Annotated in this window: 28 protein-coding genes and 1 tRNA gene; 14 read left to right on the top strand and 15 right to left on the bottom strand. The window is 61.2% G+C overall.

Going from position 1 to position 26,357, the window contains the following annotated elements:
- Positions 1-219 precede the first annotated feature (219 nt).
- Complete coding sequence (locus DK391_RS38310) at positions 220-1,056, top strand: DMT family transporter (protein WP_109483206.1); 837 nt, start codon at positions 220-222, stop codon at positions 1,054-1,056.
- Positions 1,057-1,073: 17 nt separating this feature from the next.
- Here DK391_RS38310 and DK391_RS38305 read toward each other — a convergent pair whose 3' ends face one another.
- Positions 1,074-2,672, bottom strand: coding sequence for a PLP-dependent aminotransferase family protein (locus DK391_RS38305; RefSeq protein WP_109483205.1), 1,599 nt, complete (start codon positions 2,670-2,672; stop codon positions 1,074-1,076).
- 120 nt (positions 2,673-2,792) lie between these two features.
- On the opposite strand from DK391_RS38305, the gene DK391_RS38300 reads away from it, so the two are divergent.
- Complete coding sequence (locus DK391_RS38300; RefSeq protein ID WP_109483204.1) at positions 2,793-4,076, top strand: 4-aminobutyrate--2-oxoglutarate transaminase; 1,284 nt, start codon at positions 2,793-2,795, stop codon at positions 4,074-4,076.
- A 781-nt stretch (positions 4,077-4,857) separates the two neighbouring features.
- On the opposite strand, the gene DK391_RS38295 is transcribed toward DK391_RS38300, so the two are convergent.
- Together DK391_RS38295 and DK391_RS38290 are read right to left on the bottom strand one after the other, a co-directional pair.
- Positions 4,858-4,995 carry an entericidin A/B family lipoprotein gene (locus DK391_RS38295; RefSeq protein WP_007585547.1) on the bottom strand — a complete coding sequence of 46 codons (138 nt, stop codon included), beginning with the start codon at positions 4,993-4,995 and terminating at the stop codon, positions 4,858-4,860.
- Between the two features lie 232 nt (positions 4,996-5,227).
- Complete coding sequence (locus tag DK391_RS38290) at positions 5,228-6,706, bottom strand: sensor histidine kinase (RefSeq protein WP_109483209.1); 1,479 nt, start codon at positions 6,704-6,706, stop codon at positions 5,228-5,230.
- 272 nt (positions 6,707-6,978) lie between these two features.
- Here DK391_RS38290 and DK391_RS38285 point away from each other — a divergent pair, with 272 nt between their 5' ends.
- The 5 genes from DK391_RS38285 to DK391_RS38265 all read left to right on the top strand — a co-directional run bounded on the left by DK391_RS38285 (position 6,979) and on the right by DK391_RS38265 (position 9,281).
- Positions 6,979-7,155: a DUF1328 family protein gene (locus tag DK391_RS38285; protein WP_109483203.1), complete on the top strand. Its 177-nt coding sequence runs from the start codon at positions 6,979-6,981 to the stop codon at positions 7,153-7,155.
- A 100-nt stretch (positions 7,156-7,255) separates the two neighbouring features.
- Positions 7,256-7,417, top strand: a complete 162-nt coding sequence (locus DK391_RS38280; RefSeq protein ID WP_006052455.1) for a DUF1328 family protein — start codon at positions 7,256-7,258, stop codon at positions 7,415-7,417.
- A 98-nt stretch (positions 7,418-7,515) separates the two neighbouring features.
- Positions 7,516-8,061, top strand: coding sequence for a ferritin-like domain-containing protein (locus tag DK391_RS38275; protein WP_109483202.1), 546 nt, complete (start codon positions 7,516-7,518; stop codon positions 8,059-8,061).
- 97 nt (positions 8,062-8,158) lie between these two features.
- Entirely contained in the window at positions 8,159-8,803 is a 645-nt protein-coding gene (locus tag DK391_RS38270; protein ID WP_109483201.1) for a response regulator transcription factor, read from the top strand.
- Between the two features lie 46 nt (positions 8,804-8,849).
- Entirely contained in the window at positions 8,850-9,281 is a 432-nt protein-coding gene (locus DK391_RS38265; protein ID WP_109483200.1) for a response regulator, read from the top strand.
- A 29-nt stretch (positions 9,282-9,310) separates the two neighbouring features.
- Here DK391_RS38265 and DK391_RS38260 read toward each other — a convergent pair whose 3' ends face one another.
- The 6 genes from DK391_RS38260 to DK391_RS38235 form a co-directional block, all read right to left on the bottom strand.
- Positions 9,311-10,138 (bottom strand): phosphodiesterase, encoded by an 828-nt coding sequence (locus tag DK391_RS38260; protein ID WP_109483199.1) that lies wholly within the window; start codon positions 10,136-10,138, stop codon positions 9,311-9,313.
- A gap of 46 nt (positions 10,139-10,184) precedes the next feature.
- Positions 10,185-11,237 (bottom strand): ABC transporter ATP-binding protein, encoded by a 1,053-nt coding sequence (locus DK391_RS38255; protein WP_109483198.1) that lies wholly within the window; start codon positions 11,235-11,237, stop codon positions 10,185-10,187.
- Positions 11,234-12,151, bottom strand: coding sequence for an ABC transporter permease (locus tag DK391_RS38250; protein WP_109483197.1), 918 nt, complete (start codon positions 12,149-12,151; stop codon positions 11,234-11,236). The genes DK391_RS38255 and DK391_RS38250 overlap by 4 nt, the downstream gene beginning before the upstream one ends.
- A 30-nt stretch (positions 12,152-12,181) precedes the next feature.
- Positions 12,182-13,006 carry an ABC transporter permease gene (locus DK391_RS38245; protein ID WP_109483196.1) on the bottom strand — a complete coding sequence of 275 codons (825 nt, stop codon included), beginning with the start codon at positions 13,004-13,006 and terminating at the stop codon, positions 12,182-12,184.
- Positions 13,003-13,995, bottom strand: a complete 993-nt coding sequence (locus DK391_RS38240) for an ABC transporter substrate-binding protein (protein WP_239483072.1) — start codon at positions 13,993-13,995, stop codon at positions 13,003-13,005. Before DK391_RS38240 ends, DK391_RS38245 begins: the two co-directional genes overlap by 4 nt.
- A gap of 132 nt (positions 13,996-14,127) precedes the next feature.
- Positions 14,128-15,201 carry a LacI family DNA-binding transcriptional regulator gene (locus tag DK391_RS38235; RefSeq protein WP_109483194.1) on the bottom strand — a complete coding sequence of 358 codons (1,074 nt, stop codon included), beginning with the start codon at positions 15,199-15,201 and terminating at the stop codon, positions 14,128-14,130.
- A 193-nt stretch (positions 15,202-15,394) separates the two neighbouring features.
- Here DK391_RS38235 and DK391_RS38230 point away from each other — a divergent pair.
- Positions 15,395-15,479 (top strand) — tRNA-Leu (locus DK391_RS38230).
- Positions 15,480-15,564: 85 nt separating this feature from the next.
- Here the strand turns inward: DK391_RS38230 and DK391_RS44655 are convergent.
- The 6 genes from DK391_RS44655 to DK391_RS38215 form a co-directional block, all read right to left on the bottom strand.
- Positions 15,565-15,975: a hypothetical protein gene (locus DK391_RS44655; protein ID WP_162601022.1), complete on the bottom strand. Its 411-nt coding sequence runs from the start codon at positions 15,973-15,975 to the stop codon at positions 15,565-15,567.
- An 819-nt stretch (positions 15,976-16,794) separates the two neighbouring features.
- On the bottom strand, positions 16,795-17,478 hold the full coding sequence (locus tag DK391_RS44650; RefSeq protein ID WP_162601021.1) for a hypothetical protein: 684 nt from the start codon (positions 17,476-17,478) through the stop codon (positions 16,795-16,797).
- Positions 17,479-17,579: 101 nt separating this feature from the next.
- Entirely contained in the window at positions 17,580-17,972 is a 393-nt protein-coding gene (locus DK391_RS45100) for a hypothetical protein (RefSeq protein WP_204117513.1), read from the bottom strand.
- An 8-nt stretch (positions 17,973-17,980) separates the two neighbouring features.
- A complete protein-coding gene (locus DK391_RS38225) occupies positions 17,981-20,776 on the bottom strand; it encodes a glucosaminidase domain-containing protein (protein ID WP_162601020.1) in 2,796 nt (931 codons plus the stop codon).
- 386 nt (positions 20,777-21,162) lie between these two features.
- The gene (locus DK391_RS38220; protein WP_109483193.1) at positions 21,163-21,699 is read right to left on the bottom strand and encodes a sigma-70 family RNA polymerase sigma factor; all 537 of its coding nucleotides are present in this window, start codon (positions 21,697-21,699) and stop codon (positions 21,163-21,165) included.
- 1 nt (position 21,700) lies between these two features.
- Complete coding sequence (locus tag DK391_RS38215) at positions 21,701-21,931, bottom strand: DUF2892 domain-containing protein (protein WP_109483192.1); 231 nt, start codon at positions 21,929-21,931, stop codon at positions 21,701-21,703.
- Between the two features lie 188 nt (positions 21,932-22,119).
- Here DK391_RS38215 and DK391_RS38210 point away from each other — a divergent pair, with 188 nt between their 5' ends.
- The 6 genes from DK391_RS38210 to DK391_RS38185 all read left to right on the top strand — a co-directional run.
- A complete protein-coding gene (locus DK391_RS38210; protein ID WP_109483208.1) occupies positions 22,120-22,740 on the top strand; it encodes a glutathione S-transferase in 621 nt (206 codons plus the stop codon).
- 219 nt (positions 22,741-22,959) lie between these two features.
- Complete coding sequence (locus DK391_RS38205) at positions 22,960-23,151, top strand: hypothetical protein (protein ID WP_109483191.1); 192 nt, start codon at positions 22,960-22,962, stop codon at positions 23,149-23,151.
- Positions 23,152-23,277: 126 nt separating this feature from the next.
- On the top strand, positions 23,278-24,681 hold the full coding sequence (locus tag DK391_RS38200; protein WP_109483190.1) for an FAD-containing oxidoreductase: 1,404 nt from the start codon (positions 23,278-23,280) through the stop codon (positions 24,679-24,681).
- A 9-nt stretch (positions 24,682-24,690) separates the two neighbouring features.
- Positions 24,691-25,023, top strand: a complete 333-nt coding sequence (locus DK391_RS38195; RefSeq protein WP_109483189.1) for a cupin domain-containing protein — start codon at positions 24,691-24,693, stop codon at positions 25,021-25,023.
- 152 nt (positions 25,024-25,175) lie between these two features.
- On the top strand, positions 25,176-25,751 hold the full coding sequence (locus DK391_RS38190) for a TMEM175 family protein (RefSeq protein ID WP_109483188.1): 576 nt from the start codon (positions 25,176-25,178) through the stop codon (positions 25,749-25,751).
- Between the two features lie 88 nt (positions 25,752-25,839).
- Positions 25,840-26,357: metallophosphoesterase family protein (locus tag DK391_RS38185; RefSeq protein ID WP_109483207.1), on the top strand; the 518-nt coding region annotated here is incomplete at its 3' end.

Genomic DNA, 26,357 nt, shown 5'->3' with positions numbered 1-26,357 from the left:
CGGCTTTCTTTTGCCTACTTTTCTTTGCCGCGGCAAAGAAAAGTAGGTGCCGCCCCGCACAGGGGCGACGCATGAAGCACCAACACGAAAACGCGGATGCCAGCGACAGCAAAAGCAAAACCCAAACCCCAACACCCCTGTTGGTCAATTCTCCTCATTTCACCCCAAAACACCACAAATCCAGAATAAAATACAAACCTTTTCCCGCCTCAACTCCGGATGGAAACCCCCGTCGTTCTGCTCGTTCTGTTATCCGCCATGCTCCACGCCAGCTGGAACGCTTTCCTCCGGCTAGCAGAAGACCGCATCTGGCTGCTCGGCATGATGTCGATCCCCTACATCATCGTCAGCACGATCGGCGTCATCGCGTTACCTCTGCCAGAGCCGGCCGCGTGGCCATACATAGCCGCCTCGGTCGTGCTCGAGTTCGCCTACTGTCTCGCGCTGGTGCGCGCCTACCGCAGCGGCGACTTCGGCCAGATCTACCCCATCGCGCGCGGCCTCTCGCCGATGCTCGTGTTCGCCGGCGCACTCGTCTTCGCGCACGAAACCCTCAAGCCGCTCGCCGCGACCGGCGTCGCGATGGTCTCGATCGGCATCATGTCGCTCGCGTTCCGCCGCAATATGCGCTTCTCCGGCGAAAGCGTTCCCTATGCGCTGCTCACAGGCCTGTTTATCTCGGCTTACTCCGTCGTCGATGGAATCGGCGCGCGCGTCGCAGGCAACAGCATGAGCTACATCATGTGGGTCTACCTGCTGTGGAATGTGCCGCAGTTTCTGCTCGTGTGGCACTGGCGCGGCGGCGCCAAAGGCCTCTTCACGTCGCGCGAAACGATGGCCAAAGGCATGCTGTCCGGTGTGATCGCGCTCAGCGCGTACTGCCTCATCATCGAGGCCTATCGCTATCTGCCCATCGCGATGGTGTCGGCGCTGCGCGAACTCAGTTCGATCTTCGCCGTGCTGATCGGCTTCTCGTTCATGCATGAAAAACTCACCGCGCGTCGCGTGTTTGCCTGCACGCTCGTGACGCTCGGTGCCGTGCTCATTCGGCTCTAGGCGTCACGCCGCTGTCATCACGCGAACAGCGGCAAGGTCGAATCGATGGCGTCGGCCAGCGTATTGAAAGCCGGCGCGATCTCTTCGTCGGGCACGCACGCATAGCCAATCAGCAAACCCGACTGCGCACGCGACGGCTCCGCGTAATACCCCGACAAGGGCCGCACCACGATGTTGCGTTCCAGCGCCGCCGCAGCGACGGCGCGGTCGTCCGTGCCGTCGGGAAGTTGCATCACCAGATGCAAGCCCGCGTCGCCGCCGACAGCCGGCAACGCGTCGCCATAACGCTGCGCAGCGGCATCGAGCAGTGTCGTGCGACGCTGCCCGTACAGCGTGCGCATCTTGCGGATGTGCGACGTGAAATGCCCCTCCGCGATGAACTCCGCCAGCATCGCCTGCTGCAAGAGTTGCCCCTCGCGATACAGCTCCGCGCTGGCCGTGGCAAAGCTCTCGGCGAGCGCCTCGGGTACCACCAGATAGCCGATCCGCAGCCCCGGAAACAGCGTCTTGCCAAAGCTGCCGACATAAATCACCTGCCCCGCCGTATCCAGCCCCTGCAGCGACGCCAGCGGACGGCTGCCGTAGCGGTATTCGCTGTCGTAATCATCCTCGATGATCCAGCACTGGTTCTGCCGCGCATATTCGAGCAGCATCCGCCGCCGCGCGAGGCTCATCACCATCCCCAGCGGATACTGGTGCGACGGCGTGACGAGGATCAGCTTGGGTGGGTGCGCGAGATCGTCGGGCGACGGGTTGATGCCTTCGTCGTCGACGGCAATCGGGCGCGATTTCAGGCCCGACACGTGCATCACGCTGCGCACGCCCCAATAGCACGGGTCTTCCGTCCAGATCACGTCGCCGGGATCGGACAACAGACGCACGGCGAGATCGACGGATTGATGGATGCCCGTCGTGATGATGATCTGCTCGGGCGTGCAACGCACCGAACGCGACGTGCGCAGATAGTCCGCCAGCGCATGCCGCAGCAGCGACAGGCCGCCGCCGGGCGCGTAGGTCAGCAGATCGGGCCGCAGGCGCCGCCAGTACTTGTTGTGCAGGCGGCTCCAGACGCGCGCCGGAAAGCGTGTGACATCGGGCACGCCCGGCATGAACGCGCCCCATTGACGCTTCGACACCCCCGCGCCCGCAATCAGCCGCGAGCCGCGCTGCGACAGCGCCCGCGTGGCGGGCTGCTGTGCCTGCTGAAGGGCTTTGGCCTGCGACGTGGGCAGCGCCTGCTGGAGCGCCCGTACGGGTGCCGAGATGGGTGCGGGCAAAGCGGATGCATCGACAGCGCCGAGCGGCGCGAGCAAGGCCGGCGCATCGGCCGATCCGACGATTTCATCCGGCGACGTGTCCGCGACGAAGGTGCCGCGCCCCGTCGCCGACGTGACATACCCCTCCAGCGCGAGTTGCTCGTAGACCTGCGTGACGGTATTGCGCGCGATGCCCAGTTCGCTGGCGAGCAGCCGCGATGACGGCACTTTGCTGCCCGCCGGCAATTCCCGCGTCAGAATGGCCTGTTGCAGCAGCCGATGCAGCTGGCGGTAGACCGGCTGGCCGCTGCCGCGATCGAGACGCTGGGCCAGCCAGTCGGACAACACACTCGCGCGCATGGAATTGGCTCCTAATTTTTTACTGAAATGGCTCTGAAATTTGGAGCCAAATCTGATTATAGTCGCTGCATGTGCCGCGGTGGACGCGAGCGCCTGAACAAACCCCAACAGGAGATCTCCGTGAAGAATGCTGAACTGAAGAGCCGCAAGGACGCCGCCACCCCGCGCGGCGTGGGCGTGATGTGCGATTTCTACGCCGCGCGCGCCGAGAATGCGGAGCTGTGGGACGTCGAGGGCCGCCGCTACATCGACTTCGCGGCAGGCATCGCAGTGTGCAACACGGGCCATCGTCATCCGAAGATCGTCGAGGCGATCCGCGCGCAACTGGACAACTTCACGCACACGGCTTATCAGATCGTGCCGTACGCGTCGTATGTCGAACTCGCTGAGAAGATCAACCAGCGCGCGCCGGGCGACTATCCGAAGAAGACGGCTTTCTTCACGACGGGCGCCGAAGCCGTCGAAAACGCCATCAAGATCGCGCGCGCCTACACCGGCCGTCCGGGCGTGATCGCCTTCACGGGCGGTTTCCACGGCCGCACGATGATGGGCATGGCGCTGACGGGCAAGGTTGCACCGTACAAGCTGAACTTCGGCCCGTTCCCGGCCGATGTTTTCCACGCACCGTTCCCGAACCCGCTGCATGGCGTGACGACGGCGGACTCGCTGAAGGCAATCGAATTCCTGTTCAAGGCCGATATCGATCCGAAGCGTGTCGCCGCGATCATTTTCGAGCCGGTGCAGGGCGAAGGCGGTTTCTATCCCGCGCCGGCCGAGTTCGTGCGCGCGCTGCGCAAGCTGTGCAACGAGCACGGCATTCTGCTGATCGCCGATGAAGTGCAGACGGGTTTTGCACGCACGGGCAAGCTGTTCGCGATGCATCACTACGACGTCGTGCCTGATCTGATGACGATGGCCAAGAGCCTGGCTGGCGGCATGCCGCTGTCGGGTGTCGTCGGCCGTGCCGATGTGATGGATGCGGCTGCGCCGGGCGGTTTGGGCGGCACATATGCAGGCAATCCGCTGGCGGTGGCGTCGGCGCATGCCGTGCTCGACATCATCGATGAAGAGAAGCTGTGCGAGCGCGCTGTGACTTTCGGCGACAAGCTGAAGGCTCGCCTGACTGCGCTGCAGTCGGAAGTGCCGCAAATCGCCGATGTGCGTGGGCCGGGCGGCATGGTGGCCGTCGAGTTCTGCAAGCCGGGCACGTCGGACGCCGATGCGGATTTCACCAAGCGTGTGCAGATGCGTGCGCTTGAGCGCGGTTTGCTGTTGCTGGTGTGTGGTGTGTACTCGAACGTTGTCCGGTTCCTGTTCCCGCTCACGATTCAGGAAGCTGTCTTTGATGAGGCGCTTTCGATTCTCGAAGATGTGCTTAAGGAAACGGTGGCTGTTGCTGCTTGATGTTTTTGCCTGCGGCGGCTTTTTTAGGTCGCCGTTTTTTTTGTTGTGGTTGGGTTGGTGGTTGCTTTTTTTCTGGCATCAGCTTTTTGTTAGTGGTCTGCAGGCGTTGCCCCTGTGCGGGGCGGCACTTACTTTCTTTGCCGCCGCAAAGAAAGTAAGCAAAGAAAGCGGGCTAACACCGCCAATGCTAGTTCTTGCCTGCGGGCCCCCAACCGGTCCTATCCCTCACACGACATCGCCCTTCTTCATGCTTGTTGCTGACACTTCGAATAAGCGCCTACCCCGCTTCAAGCACCCGTAGCACCCCGAGCGACAGCGAATGGTGACTGCAGCCCAGGTGGCAAACGGTGTGTAGGTTGTCGCGCATTCTGCGTCGGCGATCCTACGAGACACACCGCCTTTGCTTTTCAGTCCGGAGTGAAGCATTTAAGGCGCGACAGCCGACACACCGTTTGCCACCTGGGCGGCCTGGGCCGAACTGGTAAGGCGTGCTGAGACGCGGGAGTGTGAGGCGGGTGATGCGCTCAGCAAGAGCGTTGGCAGCGGGCATCAAAAAGAGTGATGCCGTGTGAAGGATAGGACCGGCGGGGGACCCGCAGGCAATGACCGGAGCGGGTGGTGTTCAGCGGCTTTCTTTTGCCTACTTTTCTTTGCCGCGGCAAAGAAAAGTAGGTGCTGCCCCGCACAGGGGCGACGCTAGCAAACCAATAACATCGAGCGGACGCCGCCGCAGAGACAGCACACACCCTCAAAAAAAACCAAACCACCCACGTCGCCGACCTCAATCAGAGTGCTTTTCAGCCGAATTGGTAATCGCATTACCACCCTTCGAGATGTCCTGGCCCGCGCCGGCCATCGTGTTGCAGGCTGCGAGCAGTGTCGTGCCCGCGAGCAGCAGAAGTGCGATGAGTCGTGTCATGAGTCTTCTCCCTATCAGGAATAGTCGAAGGAATAGTCGACTTAAGCTTCGATCGATTCGCGCGCGCCCGCTGCGTCATATGTTCTCTTCGACTTCGCGTCGCGCACGCGTCCCGTTTTCCGACCGGGGCATCTCGCCAGCCGATCCGGTCTGATTCCATGGTAAGAGACCCATGATCGCTACGCTGTCAGAGGCATCACGATTTTCGTGTCGGCGCAATCCTACGTGAACCTCAAAGACGCGTGACGGATGCACGGCCGACAGGCGACCCGATCGTGTCTTCGCCGCGCGGCAGGCTTGCATCGGCGTTATCACGGCCCGGCGCTTGCTCACGGTCTGTGCCGCCGTCCGCCGGCGCCTCGCGCACAGTCGCGATGGGCAACACCACGTGTATGTCCGTGCCGTGCAGCTCGCCGCGTCGTATGTCGAAACGCCCGCCGCGCGCCGCGACCCGCTGGCGCATGCCCATCAGCCCATGAGTGTGCGTGCGCGTGAGATCGGCAGGCATGATGCCGATGCCGTTGTCGGCCATATGCAGCGACACCTCGCCGTCGCCCGCTGTGAGGCCGATCGTGACCTGCGTCGCGCGCGCGTACTTGGCGGCATTGGTCAGCGACTCCTGTGCGACCCGAAAGAGCGCAATCTCGGTCTGTTCGTCGAGTTGCAGTTCGTCGGCGGGCAGGTGCAGGTCGAGCGCCCAGCCGTTGCGCTGCGCGGCTTCGTCGCCGAGTGTGCGCAGCGCCGTGACCAGCCCGAAGTTCGCCAGCACCGTAGGCCGCATGTCTTCGATAATGCGGCGCTTGAGCGCGATGCCCTGATCGAGCGTCTCCAGCGCACGCGTGAGTTTCTCTGCGATGGCAGGATCGGCGTCCTGCAGCTTACGCCGCGCCCATGCCACGTCCATCTTGCTCGCCGTGAGAATGGCGCCCAGTTCGTCGTGCAGTTCGCGCGCAAGTTGCGTCTTTTCATTTTCGCTGACGGCCTGCAGGTGCCAGCCAAGCGCTTCGAGTTGCCGCGTGCGCTCAGTGACGAGTTGATCGAGTTCTTCCTGTTGCGTGATCAACTGCTTCTGGGCACGCGCCTGGCTGTCGATCTGTATACCGAGATTGCGGAACAGCAGAATGAACAGCACGATATTCAGCGCCGACAGGCCAGCCGCAACGAAGGTCGAGACGCGCTGATCGGCGCGGCTCGCATCGAGCGCGCGCTGCGCGCGGCGCTCTTCGTTGTCGCGCAGCAGGGAGAGCGTGCTGGTAACGAGTGCCGTGTCGGCATGACCGCTGGCGATCGTCGCGCCGCAGGCGGACAGATCGAGCGGACGTGGCGCAGCTTGCCGCAACGCCTGAGTGCCGCTGCCGATGCGCGCGTCGATCAGCGTGGCAATCTGGCTGAAGCTGGCCGTCTCCGCAGTGTCGGCGGCGCGTTTGAAATACGCGTCGAGTGAACGGATTTCACGGCGGATATCGGTCGCGCGTGCGCAGTAGCCGTGTGCGTCGGCGTCGTCGGTGGGCAGGAGAAAGCGGCTCTGATGCGCTTGCAACTGGGCGAGCAGGGCCGCGAGATCGGCAAGCTGCACGCTCACCCCACGCGCTTCAAGCGCCGCTTCGTATTCGGCTGCGATGCGCTGCCGCGCCGATTCCAGAATGACAAGACCGCCGCACGTAATGACGATGGCAACCGACATCGCGATGGCCCAGCTGCGCCGGTGCATCCAGTCCGTCAGGCTGGCCGTGAACCCCGCTTGCGCACTCTCCGACACTGGATTCTCCACACGATCGAGTCATCGACAGTGTAGCGTCGCGCGGCCCGTTTGCGTTCACCCATGCGCCGCGAACCACGCCTGCATGCCTTCCCGAAAGCGGTTGTCGGCGGATTCCCACATGAAAAACAGCGCGCGCCGGAATGCGGGTACGCAAACTGCTCCCTACGATGAGGATTAGCGATCCATCAACCAGACAATCATTCGCCAGGGAGGTTGCCATCATGCTCAAGTGGGCGTTGTTCTTCGCCGTGATCGCCGTGATCGCGGGGCTGCTCGGTTTCACAGGCATCGCAGCGGGCGCTGCGGCCATCGCGAAGTTCCTGTTCGTGCTGTTCCTGATCCTGTGTGTCGTGTTCCTCGTGCTCGGCTTCGTGGTGACGAAGAAGATCGTCGATTAGCGAAGCCCGGCCACGCATCAGAACCCGACGCTGAACCCGGCGCGGGCCGGTCCGTTACCCGCTCGCAGCACACCATCGTTCGACAGGAAGGAGGGCCGCCATGCTGCATTACGCCATCGTGTTCTTCGTGATCGCGATCATCGCCGCCGTCTTCGGCTTCACCGGCATTGCCGCCGGCGCCGCCGAAATAGCGAAGATTCTGTTCTACATCTTTCTGGTCGTGTTCGTCGTCACGCTGCTGCTCGGCGTGTTCCGAACCTGACGAAGGTCGCACGCCCCATGACGCACGCCGCCACGCCGCACACAAGAAACGGCGGGCGCGTGCGCGTTACCCACAATACCGGATCAAGGAGTCAGTCAATGTCGCACTCATCGAAAGGCGAATTCGTGATGGATCTCGAACGAATCCGCGCACAGGCACGCAAGGATATGGACGACGGCCCCGTTACGCAGACCTACGGCGCGAATCGCGAGACCGTGCTCAAGCTGCTCAATGGCGCGCTTGCCACTGAACTGGTTTGCGTGCTGCGCTACAAGCGCCATCACTTCATGGCGAAGGGCATCAACTCGGAAGCCGTCGCGCAGGAGTTTCTCGAACACGCGAACGAAGAGCAGGGTCATGCGGATACCTTGGCCCAGCGCATCGTGCAACTAGGCGGCGAGCCGGACTTCGCGCCGGACAGCCTCGTGAAGCGCTCGCATTCCGAATACAAGGAAGGCAAGAGCCTCACCGACATGATTCGCGAGAACCTGATCGCGGAGCGCATCGCGATCGATACGTACCGCGAAATCATCCGTTATCTCGGCGATGGCGATGTCACGACGCGCCGACTGTTCGAGGACATTCTCGCGGTCGAGGAAGAACACGCGGACGATATGGCCGATCTGCTTTCGGGCCGCGAATGACGGCGCGGCACGGCGCGAAGGCGGCATTCGCTTCGCGCCTGCCATGCACGTCGCGAGCGGGAATCAACCTGTCCATGCACGGCGTCAGACCACAACCATGATTCGAGTGCTGATAGCAGACGATCACGCCATCGTCCGGGGCGGATTCCGACAGTTCGTCGCCGACGAGCCGGATATGTGCGTCGCGGCGGAAGCGGCCACAGGCGATGAAACGATCCGCCTCGTGCGCGAGCAGCAGGACGGCGAGCCGTTCGACGTCGTGCTGCTCGACATCGCAATGCCCGACAAGAACGGCATCGATACGTTGCGCGTGATTCGCCAGATGCGCCCCGAGCAGGGCGTGCTGATCCTGTCGGGTTATCCCGAGAGCCAGTACGCGATCAACCTGCTGCGCGCAGGCGCGAACGGCTATCTCAACAAGGATTGCGAACCCGACGAGATCGTGCGCGCGATCCGTTCGGTCGCGCGCGGGCATCGCTATCTGTCGGAGACGGTCGCCGATACGCTTGCCAACAGTCTCGACAAACCGGCCGCCGCGCATCCCCATGAGCAGTTGTCGGAGCGCGAGTTCCAGATTTTCTGCAAGCTCGCGTCGGGCCAGCTTCCCACTGAAATCGCCGATGAACTGCATCTGTCGGTGAAGACGGTCAGCACGTATCGCGCGCGTGTGCTGGAAAAAATGCACATGACGAACAATGCGGACATGACGTATTACGAGATCAAGAATGGGCTGATCGAGTGAGGCGCCTTATGCAACTGCCACGCATGGAACATGTGGATCGCAGCCGATGAACGGCGATTCCGCCACTGCACGCACCCATCCCGACCGCACGCCGTTGCGCGTGCTGCTGATCGAGGATTCGCCGCTGATCCGGCGCAGCATCGTCGAGGCAATCGACGGCTCGGGCGTGATGCAGGTGGCGGCGCAGGCGGAGTCTGCCGATGAAGCGATCGCGTTGCTCGACGGCGAAGCGTTCGATGCCGTGATCGTGGATCTGCAACTGAAGGGCGGATCGAGCGTGCCCGTGCTGGCGTATATGCAGAAAGAAGGGCTGATCGAATCTACGTTCGCCGCTGTGCTCACCAATCATGCGTTGCCCGCCTATCGCGAGCGCTGCCAGCAGTTCGGCGTGCAGCACTTCTACGACAAGTCGTTCGAGTTCGATCGCGTGATCGATGCGTTGCAGGCGTATGCGCAGGCGCGGCTGGAAGCACGCTAGGTATCCGCGCCAGCGTACGCCGCATTCACTCAGTCGATCAGCGCACCTTCCGGCTCATAGAACGGATACGGTCCGTCCGCTGCATCGACATACGCGTGATGCGTGATCAGGCCATCCACGCTGTCATAGCGATGCAGCGCGAACGCGGGCGGCTCCATCATGAAGGCCGACGGCGCGTCGTCGCGCAGATCGAGAGCGACCTGATGCGCGGGCGCGGGCACCGCCGATGCGATGGTGCCGCCAAAGCGCACGAACATCGGACGATGCACATGGCCGCAGATCACACGTTCGACGTTCGGATGCTGGGCGACCAGCATCGACAGTTTTTTTGCGGATGCAGGATCGAGGCGCAGTTCATCCATGTGGCCGATGCCGGACACGAAAGGTGGATGGTGCAGCGCGATGATCACGGGTTGTCCGTTGGCTGCATCGAGTTGCTCTGCAAGCCATGCGAGGCGACTGTCGCACAACAGGCCGGCGCTTTGGCCGGGCACCATGGAATCGAGCGCGATCACGCGCAGTGGCCCGATATCCACCGCGTACTGAACGAACTCGTCATGTTCATGCAGTTCCTTGTGCTCGCTGAAGATTTCGCGCAGCGCGTCGCGGCTGTCGTGATTGCCTACCAGCAGGTAGTAGGGGATGGCGAGCGGCGCCAGTAGCGATTTCAGATGAACATACTGCTCACGGGTGCCCTGGTCGACCAGGTCGCCTGTCATGATGATCGCGTCCGGGCGTGGATCGAGTGCGTTCAATCTGTCGACGCAGCGCTTCAGATAGGCCGCCGTGTCCACGCGGCGGTAGGCCAGCGCGCCTGGCGCCTTGATGTGGAGATCGCTGATCTGGGCTAGTAACATGTCTGCTTCCTGTGCGGGTACTTTTGTGTCTGCCAAGCGGTTCTGTCTACGATAGCGCAATCAACGCGCCATCAGCGACAGACACGCCTACAACGGTGCCTCGGGCGAGTTCGATCCGGCCGGGTACATCGACGATCAGATCGTCAGGCGCCGCATCGCGAATCGTCAGCCTCGTGCGCTCGCCAAGAACCGCAGAACCCTCGACGATGCCTCGCAGCTGGGCGCTATCGAGATCGGCGATCCATGCATCCTCAGGTCGGAAGAACACTTCGTCGCCGTGAGGCATCACGCGGGTGGCGTGCGTAGACGGCAATGGAATAGTACCGCCCGTGGTAGCCAGCACGCCGTTTCGAGCCTGTCCCGCCACACGATTGATGGTCCCCACAAACTGCGCGACGTTCCGGTTCGCCGGCCGATAATAAATATCCCGCGGCGTGCCGATCTGCTCGATGCGTCCGGCACTCATCACTACGATGCGATCGCCGAGTTCCATCGCCTCGGCCTGATCGTGCGTCACATATACGGTGGTAATGCCCAGTTCACGCAACAACGCATTCATCTCGCTACGCAAGGTGTCGCGCAAACGTGCGTCGAGAGCCGTGAGCGGCTCATCGAGCAGCAATACGCGCGGCTGCGGCGCAAGTGCACGCGCCAGTGCCACGCGCTGACGCTGTCCGCCCGAAAGCTGGTCGATCGGCTTGTCGGCGTGATCCGTGAGCCGCATCATCGACAGCAGTTCATCGACACGCTGCCGCGCTACCTCGGCATCCACGCGTTTGATCTTCAGACCATAGTTGATATTGCCGCGCACCGTGAGATTAGGAAACAGCGCATAGCTCTGAAACACCATGCCGACCTGGCGTTTCTCGATGGGCAGCGCCGTGACGTCCTCGTCGCCGAAAGCGACGCGGCCGCCTGCGTCCGGCTGCTCGAGACCGGCGATCATGCGCAGTGTCGTCGGTTTGCCGCAGCCCGACGGCCCGAGCAGAACCAGCGTTTCACCTGCGCCTATCGGCAGATCAAGCGGTTCGAGCACACGTGTGCCGCGAAACGTCTTCGCGCAACGCGTCAGCGTGATGGGAATGGAGGCGAGTTTCATGACTGATCTTGTGCCGGTGTTGACTGATTCATGACGCGTGCCCGCTTCTTTTGCCGCACGTTGCGCTGGCCCGTCGCATCGACGCCGAGCCATTGCATCGCGACGAGCAGCGGCATCGTCATGATGAAAAAGAGAATCGTGTAAGCGCTGCCGATCTCGATACGCAGCGATGCATACGTATCCGCAAGGCCGACGGGCAGTGTCTTCGTTTCAGGTGTGTGCAGCATCCAGGTGAGATTGAACTCGCCGATCGACAGCGTGACGACAGCCAGCGCACCCGCGACGATGCCGGGTCGCACGTTCGGCAGCACGATCGTGACGAAGCGCTGGAAGAAGCCTGCGCCGAGGCTCGCGGCGCCTTCTTCGAGCGTGCGCAGTCCCGAGCTTGCGCACACGGCAGCGACGGCGCGCACCATGAAGGGCAGCGTGAACACCACATGGCCGACGACGATGAACGCCACGCTGGTGCGGAACATCGTGAAGCCACCGTACACGACCAGCAGCGCGAGCGCCGAGGCAAGGCCGGGCAATGCAATCGGCAGCACGAGAAATTCTTCGATGATCCGCGACAGGCGCGTTTCGCTGCGTGCGAGCACATAGCCGGCAGGCACGCCCGTCACCAGCGTGATGACGAGCGTGGCCAGCGCGATTTCAAGCGACAGGAATACCGACGCGTGATACTGCGTCCACACTTCACCGAGCCAGCGCAACGTGAGGCCGCTCGCCACGCCCTGGAAATAGTTGACCGTGAGTCCCGCGAGTATCGACATCACGACAGGCACGATCAGAAATGCGCACAGCAGCAGCGTGACGAGCCACTGTCCCGCCGCGAGCCACGTGCGTAGCGAGGGCAGGGCGAATGCGCGCCGGGGCGGCGCGTTGGCCGCGTTCGAGGGTTGAACAACCGTATTCATGCGAGTGTCTTCATTCGACATGGGAAGAAATTACGCCGTCGCTGCCACAGCCGAACCGCTGACGCTGCGCGCGATATACAACACGATCCACGTGACGATGCCGAGCACGATCGAGAGGCCCGCCGCCGTCACCATGTTCGCGTTGAGCGTGAACTCGGTGTAGATGGTCATCGGCAGCACGTCGATGTCGGTGGCGAGGGTGAAGGCGGTGCCGAATGCGCCCATCGCGGTGGCAAAGCACACCGCGCCCGCCGCGATCAGCCCCGGCGACAGCGCGGGCAACACGATGTCGCGCATGATCCGCCACGGCGATGCGCCGAGCGAACGCGCTGCCTCTTCGAGCGACGCATCGAGCTTCGTCGCCGATGCCATCACGGTAACGATCACGCGCGGAATCGAGAAGTACAGGTAACCGATGAAAAGACCTGTCATCGAATACGCGAATACCCACTTGTCGCCCGTGAGCTTGAGCGACAGCGCACCGATCAGACCTTGGCGACCCGCCAGCATGATCACCATGAAGCCGACCACCACGCCGGGAAACGCCAGCGGAAACGTCAGCAGCGCGAGCAGCATGCGCTTGCCGGGAAACTCGCGGCGCGCGAGCAGCAGGCCGGAGATCACGGAGAGCGCGAGCGTCGTCGCCGTCACGGCCGCCGACAGCACGACCGTGGCGAACAGGCTTTTCATATAGCGCGCGTTCGCGAGCATTGCGCCGTAGGTCTTCAGCAGATGACCGTCGGCGCTCACCTGCACGAGTGCCGTCATCGGCAGCAGCCAGAAGGCGATGAACACGGCCAGCGCCGGCGCGATCAACGCGATGCGCCAGCGCAGCGGGAACGTGATGTCGTTCAATGCATCACCTGCAGATACTGCTCGCCGAAGGCTTGCTGCTTCTCGGCCATCTTGCCGAAGTCGACAGCATGGGCGCGGGCGTACTCGCTGGCGGGCAGGAATTTCGCGGCGGCGTCGGGCGTCATTGCGTTGGCACGCACCGGGCGCAAATACGCATTTGCCCACAGCTTCTGGCCTTCATCCGACAGCACGAAATCGAGCACCTTCTTGCCGTTCGCGTCGTGCGGCGCACCCTTCACGAGGCTCATCACATACGGCACTTCGATGGTGCCTTCCTTCGGAATCACGAACTCGACGTTCGCGTGGTCCTTGTACTTCGCGCGGTACGCGTCGAAGTCGTAGTCGAGCAGAATGGGAATCTCACCCGACAGCACGCGCGCATAGGCCGTCTGCTTCGGCACGATCGGCTGGTTGGCCTTCAGCTTCGCGAACCAGGCGAGGCCCGGCTTGAAGTTGTCGAAGCTGCCGCCAAGCGCCTGATTGACGGCCACGGCGCCTGCATAGCCGACGAACGCGCTCGACGGATCGAGGTAACCGATCATGCCTTTGTATTCAGGCTTGAGCAGGTCGGCCCACGAGCGCGGCACCGGCTTGCCTTCGAGTGCGTCCTTGTTGACGAAGAAGCCGAGCGTGCCCGAATGGATCGCGAACCAGTAGCCTTGCGGGTCTTTCAGGTTCGCGGGGATGTCGTTCCAGTGCGCGGGCTTGTACGGCGCGATCACGCCCTTGTCCTTCGCCTGGAAGGCCGACGACACGCCCAGATACACGACGTCCGCGACCGGGCTTTTCTGCTCGGCCATCAGCTGGGCGATCGACTGGCCGGAGTTCTTGTTGTCGAACGGCACGTGCACGCCCGTTTTCTGCTGGATCGCCTGGATCTGGCTGGCCCAGTCGGCCCATTCCGGCGGGCAGTTGTAGCAGATGGCGGTTTCTTCGGCGTGCGCGAATTGCGGCGCAGCCAGCGTCAGCACAAACGACGATGCAAGCAGCGCCGCGCGCGCTGCAGTACCGATGAAAGAACGACGGATCACGACAGGTCTCCCGGAGGTGAGAAGGGGTTTTCGAAAGTGTTGAGGCGTGTGGTTACGTGCTTGATCTGGGTGTGGCTGGCCGCGCTGGCCTCACGCAGGCGAGCGGGTGATGCGGCTCGCCGTGGCGCCCGACATGTCGGAGATCGCGGCGATGGTCGCGCCTTCGCGCAGCGTATGCGGCAACGTCAGCGACAGCGAAGGCGCCTGCAGCGCGTCCTCGAAACCCGTCGGCTGCGTGCCGTCGACGCGTGCAATCAGCCGTTGCCACGCGGCACAGCCGATTTCGCGATTGGGCGCGCAGATGCTGGCAAGCGGCGGCGACAGCAATTCGCCCATCGCGAGGCCGTCGAAGCCGAGAATCGACATGTCGCCGGGCAATTCGAGGCGCGCGCGGCGCAGGCCGCGCATCACGACCATCGCAAGCAGATCATTCGAGCAGAACAGCGCCGTCGGGCGGTTCGCGCCCGTCGTCAGATGGTGGAGCACGGCGGGCGCGAGTTCGTCCGCATTGAAATCGATTTCGAGCGCAGGCGCGGGCGTCAGGCCGGCCTGCTGCATGGCCTGCGTGTAGCCGAGATGGCGCAGCCGCGCGCGGTCCGATGCGGCCAGCGTGCCCGCCAGCATCAGGATGCGTCGATGGCCGTGCGCGATCAGCATGCGCACGCCGTCGTACGCGGCCTGGCGGTTGTCGACGGACACCGACGGACGGCGCACGGTGTCGTTGTGCATCAGCACGTAGAGCATGCCGTCGCGGTCGAGATCGTCGAGCAGTGGGTGCGTATCGGCGTCGGCGACGGTCAGGATCAGGCCTTCGACGCGTTGCTCGCGCAGCGTTTCGATCGCATGGCGCTCGCGGTCGGCGTCGTATTGGGTGGTCATCAGCATCAGCCGGTAGCCTTGCGCGGACGCCAGTTCGTCGATGCCTTGCAGGCATTCGGCGAACACGGGATTGGCGAGCGTCGGCAGCACCACGCCGATCAGGCGTGAGCGCTCGCCGCGCAACTGGCGGCCAAGCGGGCTGGGGCGGAAGTTGAGCGCGTCGATCGACTGACGGACTTTTTCGAGGGTCACGGGGTTGACCGTGTGCGGCGCGTTGATCGCGCGCGAGACGGTCGCGATCGAAAAGCCCGCGTGGGCGGCGACATCCTTGATCGTGGGCGTCATCGTTGGGTTCCCGTCAGCCTGTGCCGTGCGCGCCAGCGTGTGGCTGCACGTCGTTGTAAACGTTTTCGTGGGGCGGATTATCGGGAACGTTTGTGACGGGTCGATGAACGCGCGACGGGTGAGGGCGCGGTGATGCTGGCGCTCGCGGCGCTTTGGTCAGGCCGGGGCGCGATGGTAGAATCGCGTCCGCCCTGCCGGGGTGATGAAATTGGTAAACATAGCGGACTTAAAATCCGCCGCTTAACAGCTTGCCGGTTCGAGTCCGGTCCCCGGCACCAAATATCCTCGAATCGATTTGAGTACACAACAACACGTCCCCACCAGATAGGGCTGTGCCGGATTTAAGGTCTGATCGGCAATCCGTCAATGTCGATCCAAGACAGCATCTTTAGGTGCGTAAAACTCCCCTCCGTTCGGCATTCTTGTAATATTCCAAATCAGATGCCCGTCCCGCATCCTCAACTCTGCCTTTCCGTTGGCTGCACCAAAGAATGACGAAAAACTGACCGTTGCGAATTGTCCGTTCCCACTTATATCTCCCGTAATATTTTCATTTTTTTCGTCGTCGCAATCTGTCTTATTTCCATTTTGCGCTACTGCACAATATTGTCCATTAATATGATTTTCGCGTTGGGCCAATGCTAACGAAAATGCCCGTGAGCTGGGGGCGTTATTCCAGTCCCACTCGCCGCTAAACGATTGGGCGAACACAGATGTGCTATCGAACCCCACTATAAGCAGGTATCCCATAAAGATTCTGTTTGCAATTTTCATGCTGTTTATTCTTTGAATTCGAGGCAACGTGTCATTTTTGCGATCCATTCATCCAGAAATTTGCGATTTTATTTGGGTTGCATTTATCGCCGTACGCTAGCGATGTGTAGTAACTCCTTGTCGTTGCCCCGATTTTTCACACCAAACTTTCCTGATCTTCGACAGTGTTGATTTGATCAACAAGGAGTTGCGATATTTTTTTGTTTGCCTCAATCGATTTTGAATAGTCAGAAATCGTCAGCTCCCGAAGTTTTTAACGAGATGTTGCGGGTCTTCTGTGCGTTTTCCGCCGCGTTCACGGTTCTGTGCGCGCTCAATGCTAATTGCGCTCCCTAGCAAAGTGCGGCAGTCTGAATGGACACGGTTCGACCTAGTCAAATGGGTGTGCCGCTACCGCGACACAAGAAAGAACAAATGTGGACCATCATGTGCCGCTAGCAACTCAGGCCGCCGCGATCGTACGTGAACTGAAAGCGCTAACGGAGCGATGGTTCCCGTGATTCTGCACGAGAAACTGGAGCACAAACCGGACGGGATCGAGCATCAACTCGCGCTGTACCGGATAGCCCTGGACCGGCCTGCAACCGTAAAAAATTGTTGCGAGCGCTGCGAGATGGTGCAGGAGTGGACCAATTAATTCGACGGGATCAGGGTCGGGGTTAAAGGTCATTTTAGTCGTAGCGGAACGATAGTCCGCGACAACACAATGTATCTGCACAGCGTCGTCCAATGATGCAAGCGTACATAACGTTTGTATGTAACTCGTGAGAGTACTCGGAGTCCGATGCGAAATGGAAAGACGACTGGACTCCGGATGTCTCAGTTCGGCTGGTTGTCGTGCCATGTGCGGAACATCTGAATCAATTTATTGACGCGCTGTCTTGTCCGATCGGAGGTGGGTCCCGAAAAATAGGTTCTGTCGGTAGCGCTCACGGTCGCCACATTGGTGTCCAACCGAATGTCGCTGCCTGATGTGCTCAGATAGGTAACGTCGTAGCAATAAGAATCCGTAGTCTCATCAGGTCGTTTGTACAGCAACACAAACGTGCTCTTATGCAATTTCTCCAAGTTCGCTGGAGCACACGTGGGCACCGTGCCAAACTTGTCTGGTACCGACGCAGTAGGATTCTGTTGCAGGAAGTTTGCTTTCACGAAACGACCATAGTTCAGTCCTGTGACATTACTCCCATCGACTACGTAGTTTACGCTGTCCTCTCCATCAGTCGCGGAACCTAGGCATTGCAACAAAAACGGCTTGGAATTCTTTCTCCATGCGACCGATGCAGTTCGCTCGCCACAAATCGCCTTCGCTTCCGGTACTGAATGGCTGAAAATCGCCGAGCATTCCCCGTAGCTGTCGCAACTTCCAACCAGCGACGGCGTAGCCGCGAGCACGGTTACTGACGCGGCCAGAGTAAGCGCCGCGGCGAACCTGGATTTCGCAGATAAAAGCACGTGTATTCCGGGAAATGAGATTGGGATTCGTGTTGGTTCGAGAAGCATGGGCGGCGCATGTGCGAATCAAGGCGGATTGAATGCGTGCTCTCGGCATCGTAGACGTGAACGAATTATCCAGCGTGTACAAAAGTCGAGAACCGCGCCTACTACTGATGCGGTGCCATGCCCAAACCCGTTGGCCGCAGCCGGTCAGACTTCACCCACCCACTTGCTCGCGCGTTTGTCTTGGAGTTTATATAAATAACCGACGTATATTTTTCAAATTCGTAATAGGCGTTTAATCTCTCTTTCGGAAGTACAAAAACCCCCTCCATCTTACATTTTTCATCTGGCGCGGAGTAAAACTGCAAGCGACCTTTCCCAATAACCTGTCGTTCGGAGCCGTCGCCAGGAACGTATATCCCTTTCTTTTCTGCGAGATCACTTGTGTTACCACAGTCTGCTCGGGCTATTTGTGAAAAAAAGGAAACAATAAGTGTGGCTAACGAAAATTGGATTGTACGTTCAATAAATTTTATAAAATCAGGCGGTCGGTTCATGATTTTCTTTAAAAATTATCATATTGCGTGAGTTTGTCAGGATTAATATACCCGTCGATCAATTTTTGCCCGTAATTCGGCTCGGTTGCGTAGTGTCCAGTCAATCCGTTTGCGAAGCCGAAGGGATCGGGAAGCGCGCTTCGCGCAATTGCGTAGGGACTTCCAGTTGCCAGTAAGCGCCCATGATAGTCAAACGCATCGTCAATACTCGCGAACTTTCTGAATGGCTGCGGTACTCGCTCTCGCACTCCGCGAATAACCTCGGTTGTCATTGCCATCACGTAGTTACCGCTAGCGATATCCTGATGGTTCGCTTTGATACCAAAGGGATTGTTGCTATCTGGTGGCATGTGGTGCCCATATCCGCTCTCAAATGCCCATTGCGCCAAGCTAACACATGCAGGAACTTGCCATTTTGTCTGCGCGAGTTGCGCGGCCTCAATTACGTCGGAAGGATATCGTGCGGTACTCTGAATTTTTTGCCGAGTTTTTATAAAATTCCCCACCAATCCAATTGGATGAATATGCCAAATGTCCGGGCTGGCGGGAAATCCCTTCACCGTGCTTACTTCGTCCCACCATTGCAGTTTCCTGATGCGCTCAAGTTCGGTCTGCCAGACCATCTTTCCGTCGCCCATGAGCCGCGACAGTGCATCCCACTTGCTCATGTCGCCACCCCATTCGCTCTCGTAGCGGAAGATCAGATGCGAGATCGCCCCAGCGAGCCAGGGCGTCATCAGCGCTCTTCTCAGGTCGGCGGGCTTCACGTTTCCCTTGCCGTCCCCTTGGTTCTTCGCCGCCTTTTCCAGCTTGCCGATGAATGCCCCGGCATTAACCGTCGCTGCCACAGAGCTGAATTCCTTTTCCTCGCCGTCGAGCAGCTGTTTCGCTTCAAACAGGTTGCGCCGGTACATGTCGATCAACGGGACAGCGGTCGTATCGACCGTGTCGAATCCCGGCCACGCCCAGGGACTTTCCCACTTTGTACCGGGGTGGTCCTTTTCGCACACCCAGCTTTGCAACGTCCAGCCGTTCGTATCGCCTGCCTCGACTAACCACCATTGCGCGCCCCTGTCGTCGGTCGCATTGCCGCTTTCGGCAATCCGATCAAGCTGGGCGCGTGAGAACACCTGTTTGAAGCCAATCGTCTTGTCCTCAACGTTGGCAATCTGCAGAGGGAACGCTGTCCAGGTCTGGACGATTTCGCCTGCAACCTTGCTTGCATTCTTGCGCTCTACCCACAGCGGATTGCCGACAGGCGTGCCCCTGGCGGCGTGGGCGCGACCGTGCCCATGGCCATGTTCCTGTGCTCTGGACTGAACTGCCATCCGGGTCGGTTGCACCCATGCCCAGCCTCCCTTGCCGGGATCACCTTTCGCAAGTTCCAGCGTCAGACCCGCCAGCTGCGTGTTGCGTTGCGCATCGGTGGGTTTGACGAGGTTCGCTCCCTGCTCAATTACCAGCAGCGTTTTGTCATCTGCCAGTTGCGTCGCCCGTTCCTTGCTCTTGCCGATGAAGTCGTTGATTTGCGCGCCGGTAAAGACCTCGACGTGCAGCAGCGGGCGGATGTGTTGCGGCGGCAACAGGCTCGCTTCGCTGGAGTTCTGGTACTCGCCCAGGTAGCCCACCACATCGCCCGCACTCACCTTGTAGGGCATATCGAGTACTACCACCGTATCGAGGGGCTTCGGATCGATTACCGCGTCGAGTTCTTCAATATTTATCCAGCCCGTGGCGGCGCGCGGATCTGGCTTGCGGCCCGCGACGGCGGCAACCGGCGTGCCCTTCGTGATGGTTGCGATCTGCGCCCAGCCGCGCGTGGTGTCGCCAACAATCCTGAGTTCACCGCCGCGCGGTAGCAGGCCGATTACTGATCCTGATCTGCGGTCGAAGATACAAACGCCCGCCTGTGGCGTGTCGACATCTTGCGATGCGTCTGCTGGACTGGTGGGCGGTACGGCATATCGCACCCGGTCTGGAGACGATGAGAGCGCGTTACCGCTTTCCAGCACCGAGCCTGACACGACGCCGCTCAGCAACGCACCGCCCGACGGAGTCGCGCCCAGCCCGCCGGAGGGATGGGCGAATGCGAACGGCGTATTCAGTTGTGGGGGCCGCGCCTGGTGGCCGTTCGCTTTCGCGCCGACCTTAAAATGCCGGTCGCCCTTCCAGAAGGGCAATGGTCGAATCGCGCGGGCGGATTGCGTGCCGCCGCTGCCCGCTTGTGCTGCGTCCTGATAGCCCTTCCAGGCAAGCTGGTGCATGTACAGGCTGTAGAACTCAAGCACGTCGTCGGCGGGCGGCTCATAAGTCTGCGATGCCTGTGCGCCATTCGCGCTTGCCGCCGTTGAGGCTGGTGCCGATTTCCCCGCTGGGCCAGCAGAGAGGCCGGCGGGCTTCGGCGCGGGTGGCAGCACAAGCCTGTGACGCACCAGTACGAACCCGGTCGAATACAGCGCGTAGCGCGGCGGCGTGGTGGGGTAGGTCAGTTCGGGATAGGTTGAATCGAGCCGGTACGCCACCACCTCGCCATCGGCAATAACCTTGACGCCGTCATTCTGTTTCAGCAGGCCGCCGGTTCCCGCGTCGAAGTGGATGCCGCCGTGATACATGCCGTTCAGACCCAGTGGATAGAATCCACCATCGGTCTCTGCGAGTGCCCTAAGCCAGGTCTGCGGATCGCTTGAATCGCCGCTGTTGGGTGCAAACGGGAAGCTCCAGTTCAGCGGATGCCATTGTGGCTGCGGTGGGGGTGTCGGTGTCGTGGGCGCTGCAGGGTGATGCGAATGTTGGGGGTTAGCCATCAATTTCGCTGTTCCTTCAGTACGGTGTGAACTGGATCGCGAGCGCAGTATCGTGGTTCGAACTGTCAGCGCATGCGCGAACTGAAGAGCGGCCTTTGCACGAGAACATCAGGAATGAACAAGGCCGCGATGAGGTACCATTTTCAGGTCCGTTCAGCCTTATACCTTCGGTGCAATCTCGGGACAATTGTTTTGAGTCCGAAATTTCGTCATTTATTGTCAAGGCGCAAAATCGCTGTCGATTTGCGCCTGTGCATGCACGGACGACGGTCACCGCCAGGCATGTTCGACGCTGCTCAAACGACGCGCTTTGATCCGCGGTACGACACCATCAGGCGCATTTCGGATCCGGTTTGCATACCGATGTGTTCCGTCCACAAACACCCCTACACCTCCGCCAGCAAATACTCCCGCGCCATCATCCTCGCCCGATGCAAGCGGCTTTTGGTCGCCGCCACGGTCATCCCCAGCCGTTCCGCAATTTCCCCGATCGTCAGTTCCTCGAAGTCGCGCAGCAGGATCACATCGCGATAGTCCGCGGGCAGCGACTCGAGCGCCGCCACCAGTTCGATCCGCAGCGTGTCACTAGTGCGCGTTGCGAGCCAGCGGTCGACGCGTTCTTCGTCGTAAGGATCGAAATCGAATGCGCGCCGTCCGAGCCGCCGGCATTCGCGCCGCACCACGGCGAACAGCCAGCCCGAAAACGCCGCCCGCGCCCGCACCGAGCCGATCTTGCGCGACACGCTCCACAGCACTTCCTGCACGGCGTCATCGACATCGGAAATCATGCAGTGCCGTTGCGCATAACGGCGGATATCCGGCTGGTACAGCCGCAGCAGCCGTTCGAGCGCGCTGGTGTCGCCCGAGCGCGCGGCCGTCACGGTCGCGAGGCGCTCATCCGGCGCGGGAACGTTCGCTGGCATGTCAGCCCTTCACCTGCGCAGCGCGCGCCGGCGCCTTCTGCAGACGCCGTCCCACCAGCGCACATGCCGGACAGAAGCCGACCAGACCCGACACGACGATCCCCAGCGCCGACATCCCGACGATGATCCCCACCGGCCCCGTCCAGAAGGCGATCGACAGCACGGCCACCGCCAATCCCGCGATGACGCGGACAATCCGTTCCCAGGTGGGCACATTCTTCATATAAAACATCGCTTGCTCCTATGCTCGTTCGAGGACGTCCCTCGGCAGCTAAGAGGCGGCGGATTCGCAAACGGATTCGCGGTATCGAAAATTTTTTTGCTCGCGATGTCGAGCGCATGGGCATCGCCAGCGCCGGGTCGTTCGTCTAGAGTAATGCGGACCGACCTGCAGCCACCACACCAATGGGAGAAAGCAGCATGCAACTGATCGGCATGATGGATTCGCCGTACGTCCGCCGCGTGGCGATATCGCTGGCCGTGCTCGGGTTGCCGTTCGAGCACCAGAACGTGTCGGTGTTCCGGCATTTCGATGCGTTCGCGCGGATCAATCCCGTGGTCAAGGCGCCGACCTTCATCGCCGACGATGGCACCTTGCTGATCGATTCGACGCTGATCCTCGATTATCTGGATCAGATCAGCCCGCCCGACAATCGCCTGATGCCCGCCGTACCCAGCGAGCGCCTGAAAGCGCTGAGCCTGCTCGGCTTCGCGCTGGCCGCCTGCGAGAAGGCGATGCAGAACGTCTACGAACTGAACCTGCGGCCTGCCGAGCGCCAGCATCAACCGTGGATCGAGCGCGTTCAGACGCAGTTGTTCGCCGCATACGATCAACTGGAGCACGCGATCGAAGGTCGCGAAGGCAACGGCTGGCTGTTCGGCGACCGGCTGATGCAGCCGGACATCACACTGGCCATCGTATGGCGTTTCCAGCAGTTCCTGCTGCCGGGCGTGGTGGACCCGGCGCGCTATCCGGCGCTCGCCGCGTTCTCGGCTCGCGCCGAAGCGCTGCCGGAATTTGTCGCCGCGCCACTCGAATGACCGTTCTTTTTGCGGTCGTGCGCATCGCACCGACCCGCCCGCAAATGCCCCGAACTCATATGCCGCAAGGCTTGCGCGGATTGTTCCGCCCCATCGACAACTATCTTCGCGATTCGCTCATTTATCCCTAAGTCTCCGCTCCCTACAATCCACCCATCGAAACTTTTTATGCAGATGGACGTCGGCGCGATACGCGGCGTCATGTGATGGGGAGCGGCCATGAAAGCGATCATCGAACGACAGCTTTATCACCCGGCAGTGGTGCTGCCGATGGTCTCGCTCATCCAGATCATGGTGCAGGTCGACTTCAATCTGAGCCAGGCAGGCTTCGTGGTAGCGACGCACGGTGCGCGCGCCGCGCTGCAACGCTCGCGCGAAATGATCTGCCGTCTGCATCACTGCGACGCCTGATTTACGCAGCATCGTGCTCCGGGCGGCATGCAGCGCGCTCGCCGCTGAGCACCCGGACTCACCACTTCGAGAAACATCCCACTGGCGTAAGATGACCGACTCGCACACGCGATTCGGGAGTCCGCCATGCCACAGCATTTCGACGCCATCGTGATCGGCACTGGACAGGGCGGTTCGCCGCTCGCCGTGCGTCTCGCGAAAAACGGCCGCCATACCGCGGTGATCGAGCGCGACAAATTCGGCGGGACGTGCGTGAACGTCGGCTGCACGCCGACCAAGGCCTACGTGGCGAGCGCGCGCACCGCGCATGTCGCACGCCGCGCGGCCGATTACGGCGTGCACGTGACGGGCGAGATCACCGTCGATCTGGCGCAAGTCAAGGCGCGCAAGGACAAGATCATTGGCCAGTCGCGCGACGGCGTCGAAAAGTGGCTGCGCAACACGAACAATCTCACTGTCTTCAAAGGGCATGCGCGTTTCACGGGCCCGCATACGCTTTCCATCACCGATCCCGCTAACGGCAACCTGCTCGACGAGTTGCACGCCGACGACATCATCATCAACACGGGTACGCGCGCGGTCATTCCGAAGCTCGACGGCCTCGAACGTATCCGCTATCACACCAACTCGACGCTGCTCGAACTCACGGAACTGCCCGAGCATCTGGCGATTGTGGGCGGCAGTTATATCGCACTGGAATTTGCGCAGGTGTTTCGTCGCTTCGGCAGTCGCGTGACGGTGATCGTGCGCGGCGAGCGCGTGCTCACGCGCGAGGACGAAGACTTCGCGCGCAACCTGCAGAAAGTGCTGACGCGTGAAGGCATCGAGTTTCGCTTCGGTGGCGAGCCGTCGCGCGTCGAGCCGCTGCATGAGCATGGCGACGGTGTGCGCATATTCTTCAGCGACGATTCGGCGCCGCTCGACGTGTCGCATCTGATGTTCGCCACGGGCCGTCGTCCGAACACGGATGATCTCGGCCTCGCTGCAGCAGGCATCGAGGTGGACAGGCACGGCACGATTCCCGTCGATGGCCAGCTGCGCACCAACGTGCCCGGCGTCTGGGCGATCGGCGATGTGAATGGCCGTGGCGCCTTCACGCATACGTCCTATGACGACTATCAGATCATGTCGGCGAATCTGTTCGACGGCGCCCAGCGCAGCGTCGACGACCGCATCATGGCGTATGCCGTGTTCGTCGATCCGCCGCTGGCGCGCGTCGGCATGGCGGAGCACGAAGTGCGCGCGAGCGGCCGCGACGCATTGATCGCGACGATGCCGATGACGCGTGTCGGTCGTGCACGCGAGAAGGGCGAAACCGACGGCTTCATGAAAGTGCTGGTCGACAGTGCATCGAAGCAGATACTCGGCGCGGCGATATACGGCGTCGACGGCGACGAGGCCATTCACACCTTCATCGACATCATGACGGCGCGCGCGCCGTACACCACGCTGCAATTCGCGATGCATATCCACCCGACCATCAGCGAGCTGGTCCCGACGCTGCTCGACGGTCTCGCACCGATGAAGTGAGGTCCTCGCATGCAGCTTGAAACGGGCAATCTCTTCAGCGGCGAGGCGCCGCGCGAGGGTGCCGAGCGTATCGACATGCTGGTGACGGGGCAGCGGCTGAACGTGGAGCGCATCGTATCGATGGGGCACACCAGCCCGGATGGTTTCTGGTACGACGACTCGCGCGCGGAGTGGGTCGTGCTGCTGTCGGGTGCCGCCGTGCTGGAGTTCGAGGAAGACGCGTTGCGGCACGACATGCGTCCCGGCGATTACGTGCTAATCGCGCCGCATTGCCGGCATCGCGTCGCGTGGACGCATGAAACCGAGCCGACAGTATGGCTCGCGATCTATCACGAACCTTGAACGCGCCCTAAGCGAACCGCGCAGGGCGCGCGGTATTTGACCATCGTCGACAGTCCGGCGGGTGATCGCGGATAATCGGCAGCGGCGATGCGCGTGGCCCAGGTCACGCATGCATCGACAACCGATCAATCCGCAAACGGGAACCGCACAAGATGGGTAAGGGACGAGTCGAAGCCTTCAGCGATGGCGTGATCGCCATCATCATCACGATCATGGTCCTCGAACTCAAGGTGCCGGAAGGCTTCGATCTCGAGTCGCTACGCCCCGTGATTCCCGTGTTCCTTGCCTACGTGTTGAGTTTTCTGTACGTCGGCATTTACTGGAACAACCATCATCACATGTTCCATGCGGTGCAGAAGGTGACGGGCAGCGTGTTGTGGGCGAACCTGCATCTGCTGTTCTGGCTGTCGCTGATGCCTGCCATCACTCACTGGATCGGCGAGAGCCATCTGGCCGCGTGGCCGACAGCCCTGTACGGCCTCGATCTCGTGATGTGCGCCGTGGCGTATTTCATTCTTGCGCACGTGCTGATCCGCCATCACGGACCGGATTCGACGATTGCGCGTGCGTTGGGCCGTGACCGCAAGGGCAAGATGTCGGTGGTGATCTATGTCGCGGGCGTGGTGTTCGCGTTCATTGCGCCGTGGGTATCGGCGGCGCTCTATACGTTCTGCGCATTGATGTGGCTCGTACCCGACAGCCGCATCGAGCAACTCATCGAGGAGTAGCCGGTGCTCGCGCTCAAGTTCGCGCAGGAGCGCGGGACGGGATTTGCGCCGCTGGCTGCGGTCGATTGAGCTTCTTCAGGATCGGATGATGACGACGCGACGTTCGCAATCCCAACGGATTGGCTTGATCTCGGATACGCACAATCTCGTGCGGCCCGAGGCGGTCGCGTGGCTCGCAGGATGCGATGCGATCATCCATGCCGGCGATATTTGCAACCAGGCTGTGCTCGATGCGCTAGCGGCGATTGCGCCGCTGACAGTCGTGCGCGGCAATAACGATGTGGGCGCATGGGCTGCGTCGATTCCTGTTCATACGACACTCGATGTGCAGCAGGTCAGGATTTTTGTCGTTCATGATATTGCCGATGTGCCTGGCAATTTGCATATCGAAGGCGTGAGGGTGGTGGTGACCGGGCATTCGCATAAGCCGGTGATCGACGAGCGCGATGGCGTGCTGTTTATGAATCCGGGTAGCGCGGGGCCACGGAGGTTCAGGTTGCCGGTTTCGGTTGGGATGCTGATGGTGGATGGGGGGCGGGTTGAGGGCTTGGTGCATACGGTCGTAGTGTGTGCACGTGGCGGTGTGTGTGGATTTGAGCTGGCATC

The sequence above is a fragment of the Paraburkholderia sp. C35 genome, assembly GCF_003121405.1.
Lineage (GTDB): Bacteria > Pseudomonadota > Gammaproteobacteria > Burkholderiales > Burkholderiaceae > Paraburkholderia.
This window is presented reverse-complemented; position numbering and strand designations above follow the sequence as displayed.

Coding starts and splice junctions, on each gene's coding strand:
- DK391_RS38310 (WP_109483206.1), top strand. CDS start 220: ATGGAAACCCCCGTCGTTCTGCTCGTTCTGTTATCCGCCATGCTCCAC.
- DK391_RS38305 (WP_109483205.1), bottom strand. CDS start 2,672: ATGCGCGCGAGTGTGTTGTCCGACTGGCTGGCCCAGCGTCTCGATCGC.
- DK391_RS38295 (WP_007585547.1), bottom strand. CDS start 4,995: ATGACACGACTCATCGCACTTCTGCTGCTCGCGGGCACGACACTGCTC.
- DK391_RS38290 (WP_109483209.1), bottom strand. CDS start 6,706: ATGCACCGGCGCAGCTGGGCCATCGCGATGTCGGTTGCCATCGTCATT.
- DK391_RS38285 (WP_109483203.1), top strand. CDS start 6,979: ATGCTCAAGTGGGCGTTGTTCTTCGCCGTGATCGCCGTGATCGCGGGG.
- DK391_RS38280 (WP_006052455.1), top strand. CDS start 7,256: ATGCTGCATTACGCCATCGTGTTCTTCGTGATCGCGATCATCGCCGCC.
- DK391_RS38275 (WP_109483202.1), top strand. CDS start 7,516: ATGTCGCACTCATCGAAAGGCGAATTCGTGATGGATCTCGAACGAATC.
- DK391_RS38270 (WP_109483201.1), top strand. CDS start 8,159: ATGATTCGAGTGCTGATAGCAGACGATCACGCCATCGTCCGGGGCGGA.
- DK391_RS38265 (WP_109483200.1), top strand. CDS start 8,850: ATGAACGGCGATTCCGCCACTGCACGCACCCATCCCGACCGCACGCCG.
- DK391_RS38260 (WP_109483199.1), bottom strand. CDS start 10,138: ATGTTACTAGCCCAGATCAGCGATCTCCACATCAAGGCGCCAGGCGCG.
- DK391_RS38255 (WP_109483198.1), bottom strand. CDS start 11,237: ATGAAACTCGCCTCCATTCCCATCACGCTGACGCGTTGCGCGAAGACG.
- DK391_RS38250 (WP_109483197.1), bottom strand. CDS start 12,151: ATGAATACGGTTGTTCAACCCTCGAACGCGGCCAACGCGCCGCCCCGG.
- DK391_RS38235 (WP_109483194.1), bottom strand. CDS start 15,201: ATGACGCCCACGATCAAGGATGTCGCCGCCCACGCGGGCTTTTCGATC.
- DK391_RS44655 (WP_162601022.1), bottom strand. CDS start 15,975: ATGAAAATTGCAAACAGAATCTTTATGGGATACCTGCTTATAGTGGGG.
- DK391_RS44650 (WP_162601021.1), bottom strand. CDS start 17,478: ATGCTTCTCGAACCAACACGAATCCCAATCTCATTTCCCGGAATACAC.
- DK391_RS45100 (WP_204117513.1), bottom strand. CDS start 17,972: ATGAACCGACCGCCTGATTTTATAAAATTTATTGAACGTACAATCCAA.
- DK391_RS38225 (WP_162601020.1), bottom strand. CDS start 20,776: ATGGCTAACCCCCAACATTCGCATCACCCTGCAGCGCCCACGACACCG.
- DK391_RS38220 (WP_109483193.1), bottom strand. CDS start 21,699: ATGCCAGCGAACGTTCCCGCGCCGGATGAGCGCCTCGCGACCGTGACG.
- DK391_RS38215 (WP_109483192.1), bottom strand. CDS start 21,931: ATGTTTTATATGAAGAATGTGCCCACCTGGGAACGGATTGTCCGCGTC.
- DK391_RS38210 (WP_109483208.1), top strand. CDS start 22,120: ATGCAACTGATCGGCATGATGGATTCGCCGTACGTCCGCCGCGTGGCG.
- DK391_RS38205 (WP_109483191.1), top strand. CDS start 22,960: ATGAAAGCGATCATCGAACGACAGCTTTATCACCCGGCAGTGGTGCTG.
- DK391_RS38200 (WP_109483190.1), top strand. CDS start 23,278: ATGCCACAGCATTTCGACGCCATCGTGATCGGCACTGGACAGGGCGGT.
- DK391_RS38195 (WP_109483189.1), top strand. CDS start 24,691: ATGCAGCTTGAAACGGGCAATCTCTTCAGCGGCGAGGCGCCGCGCGAG.
- DK391_RS38190 (WP_109483188.1), top strand. CDS start 25,176: ATGGGTAAGGGACGAGTCGAAGCCTTCAGCGATGGCGTGATCGCCATC.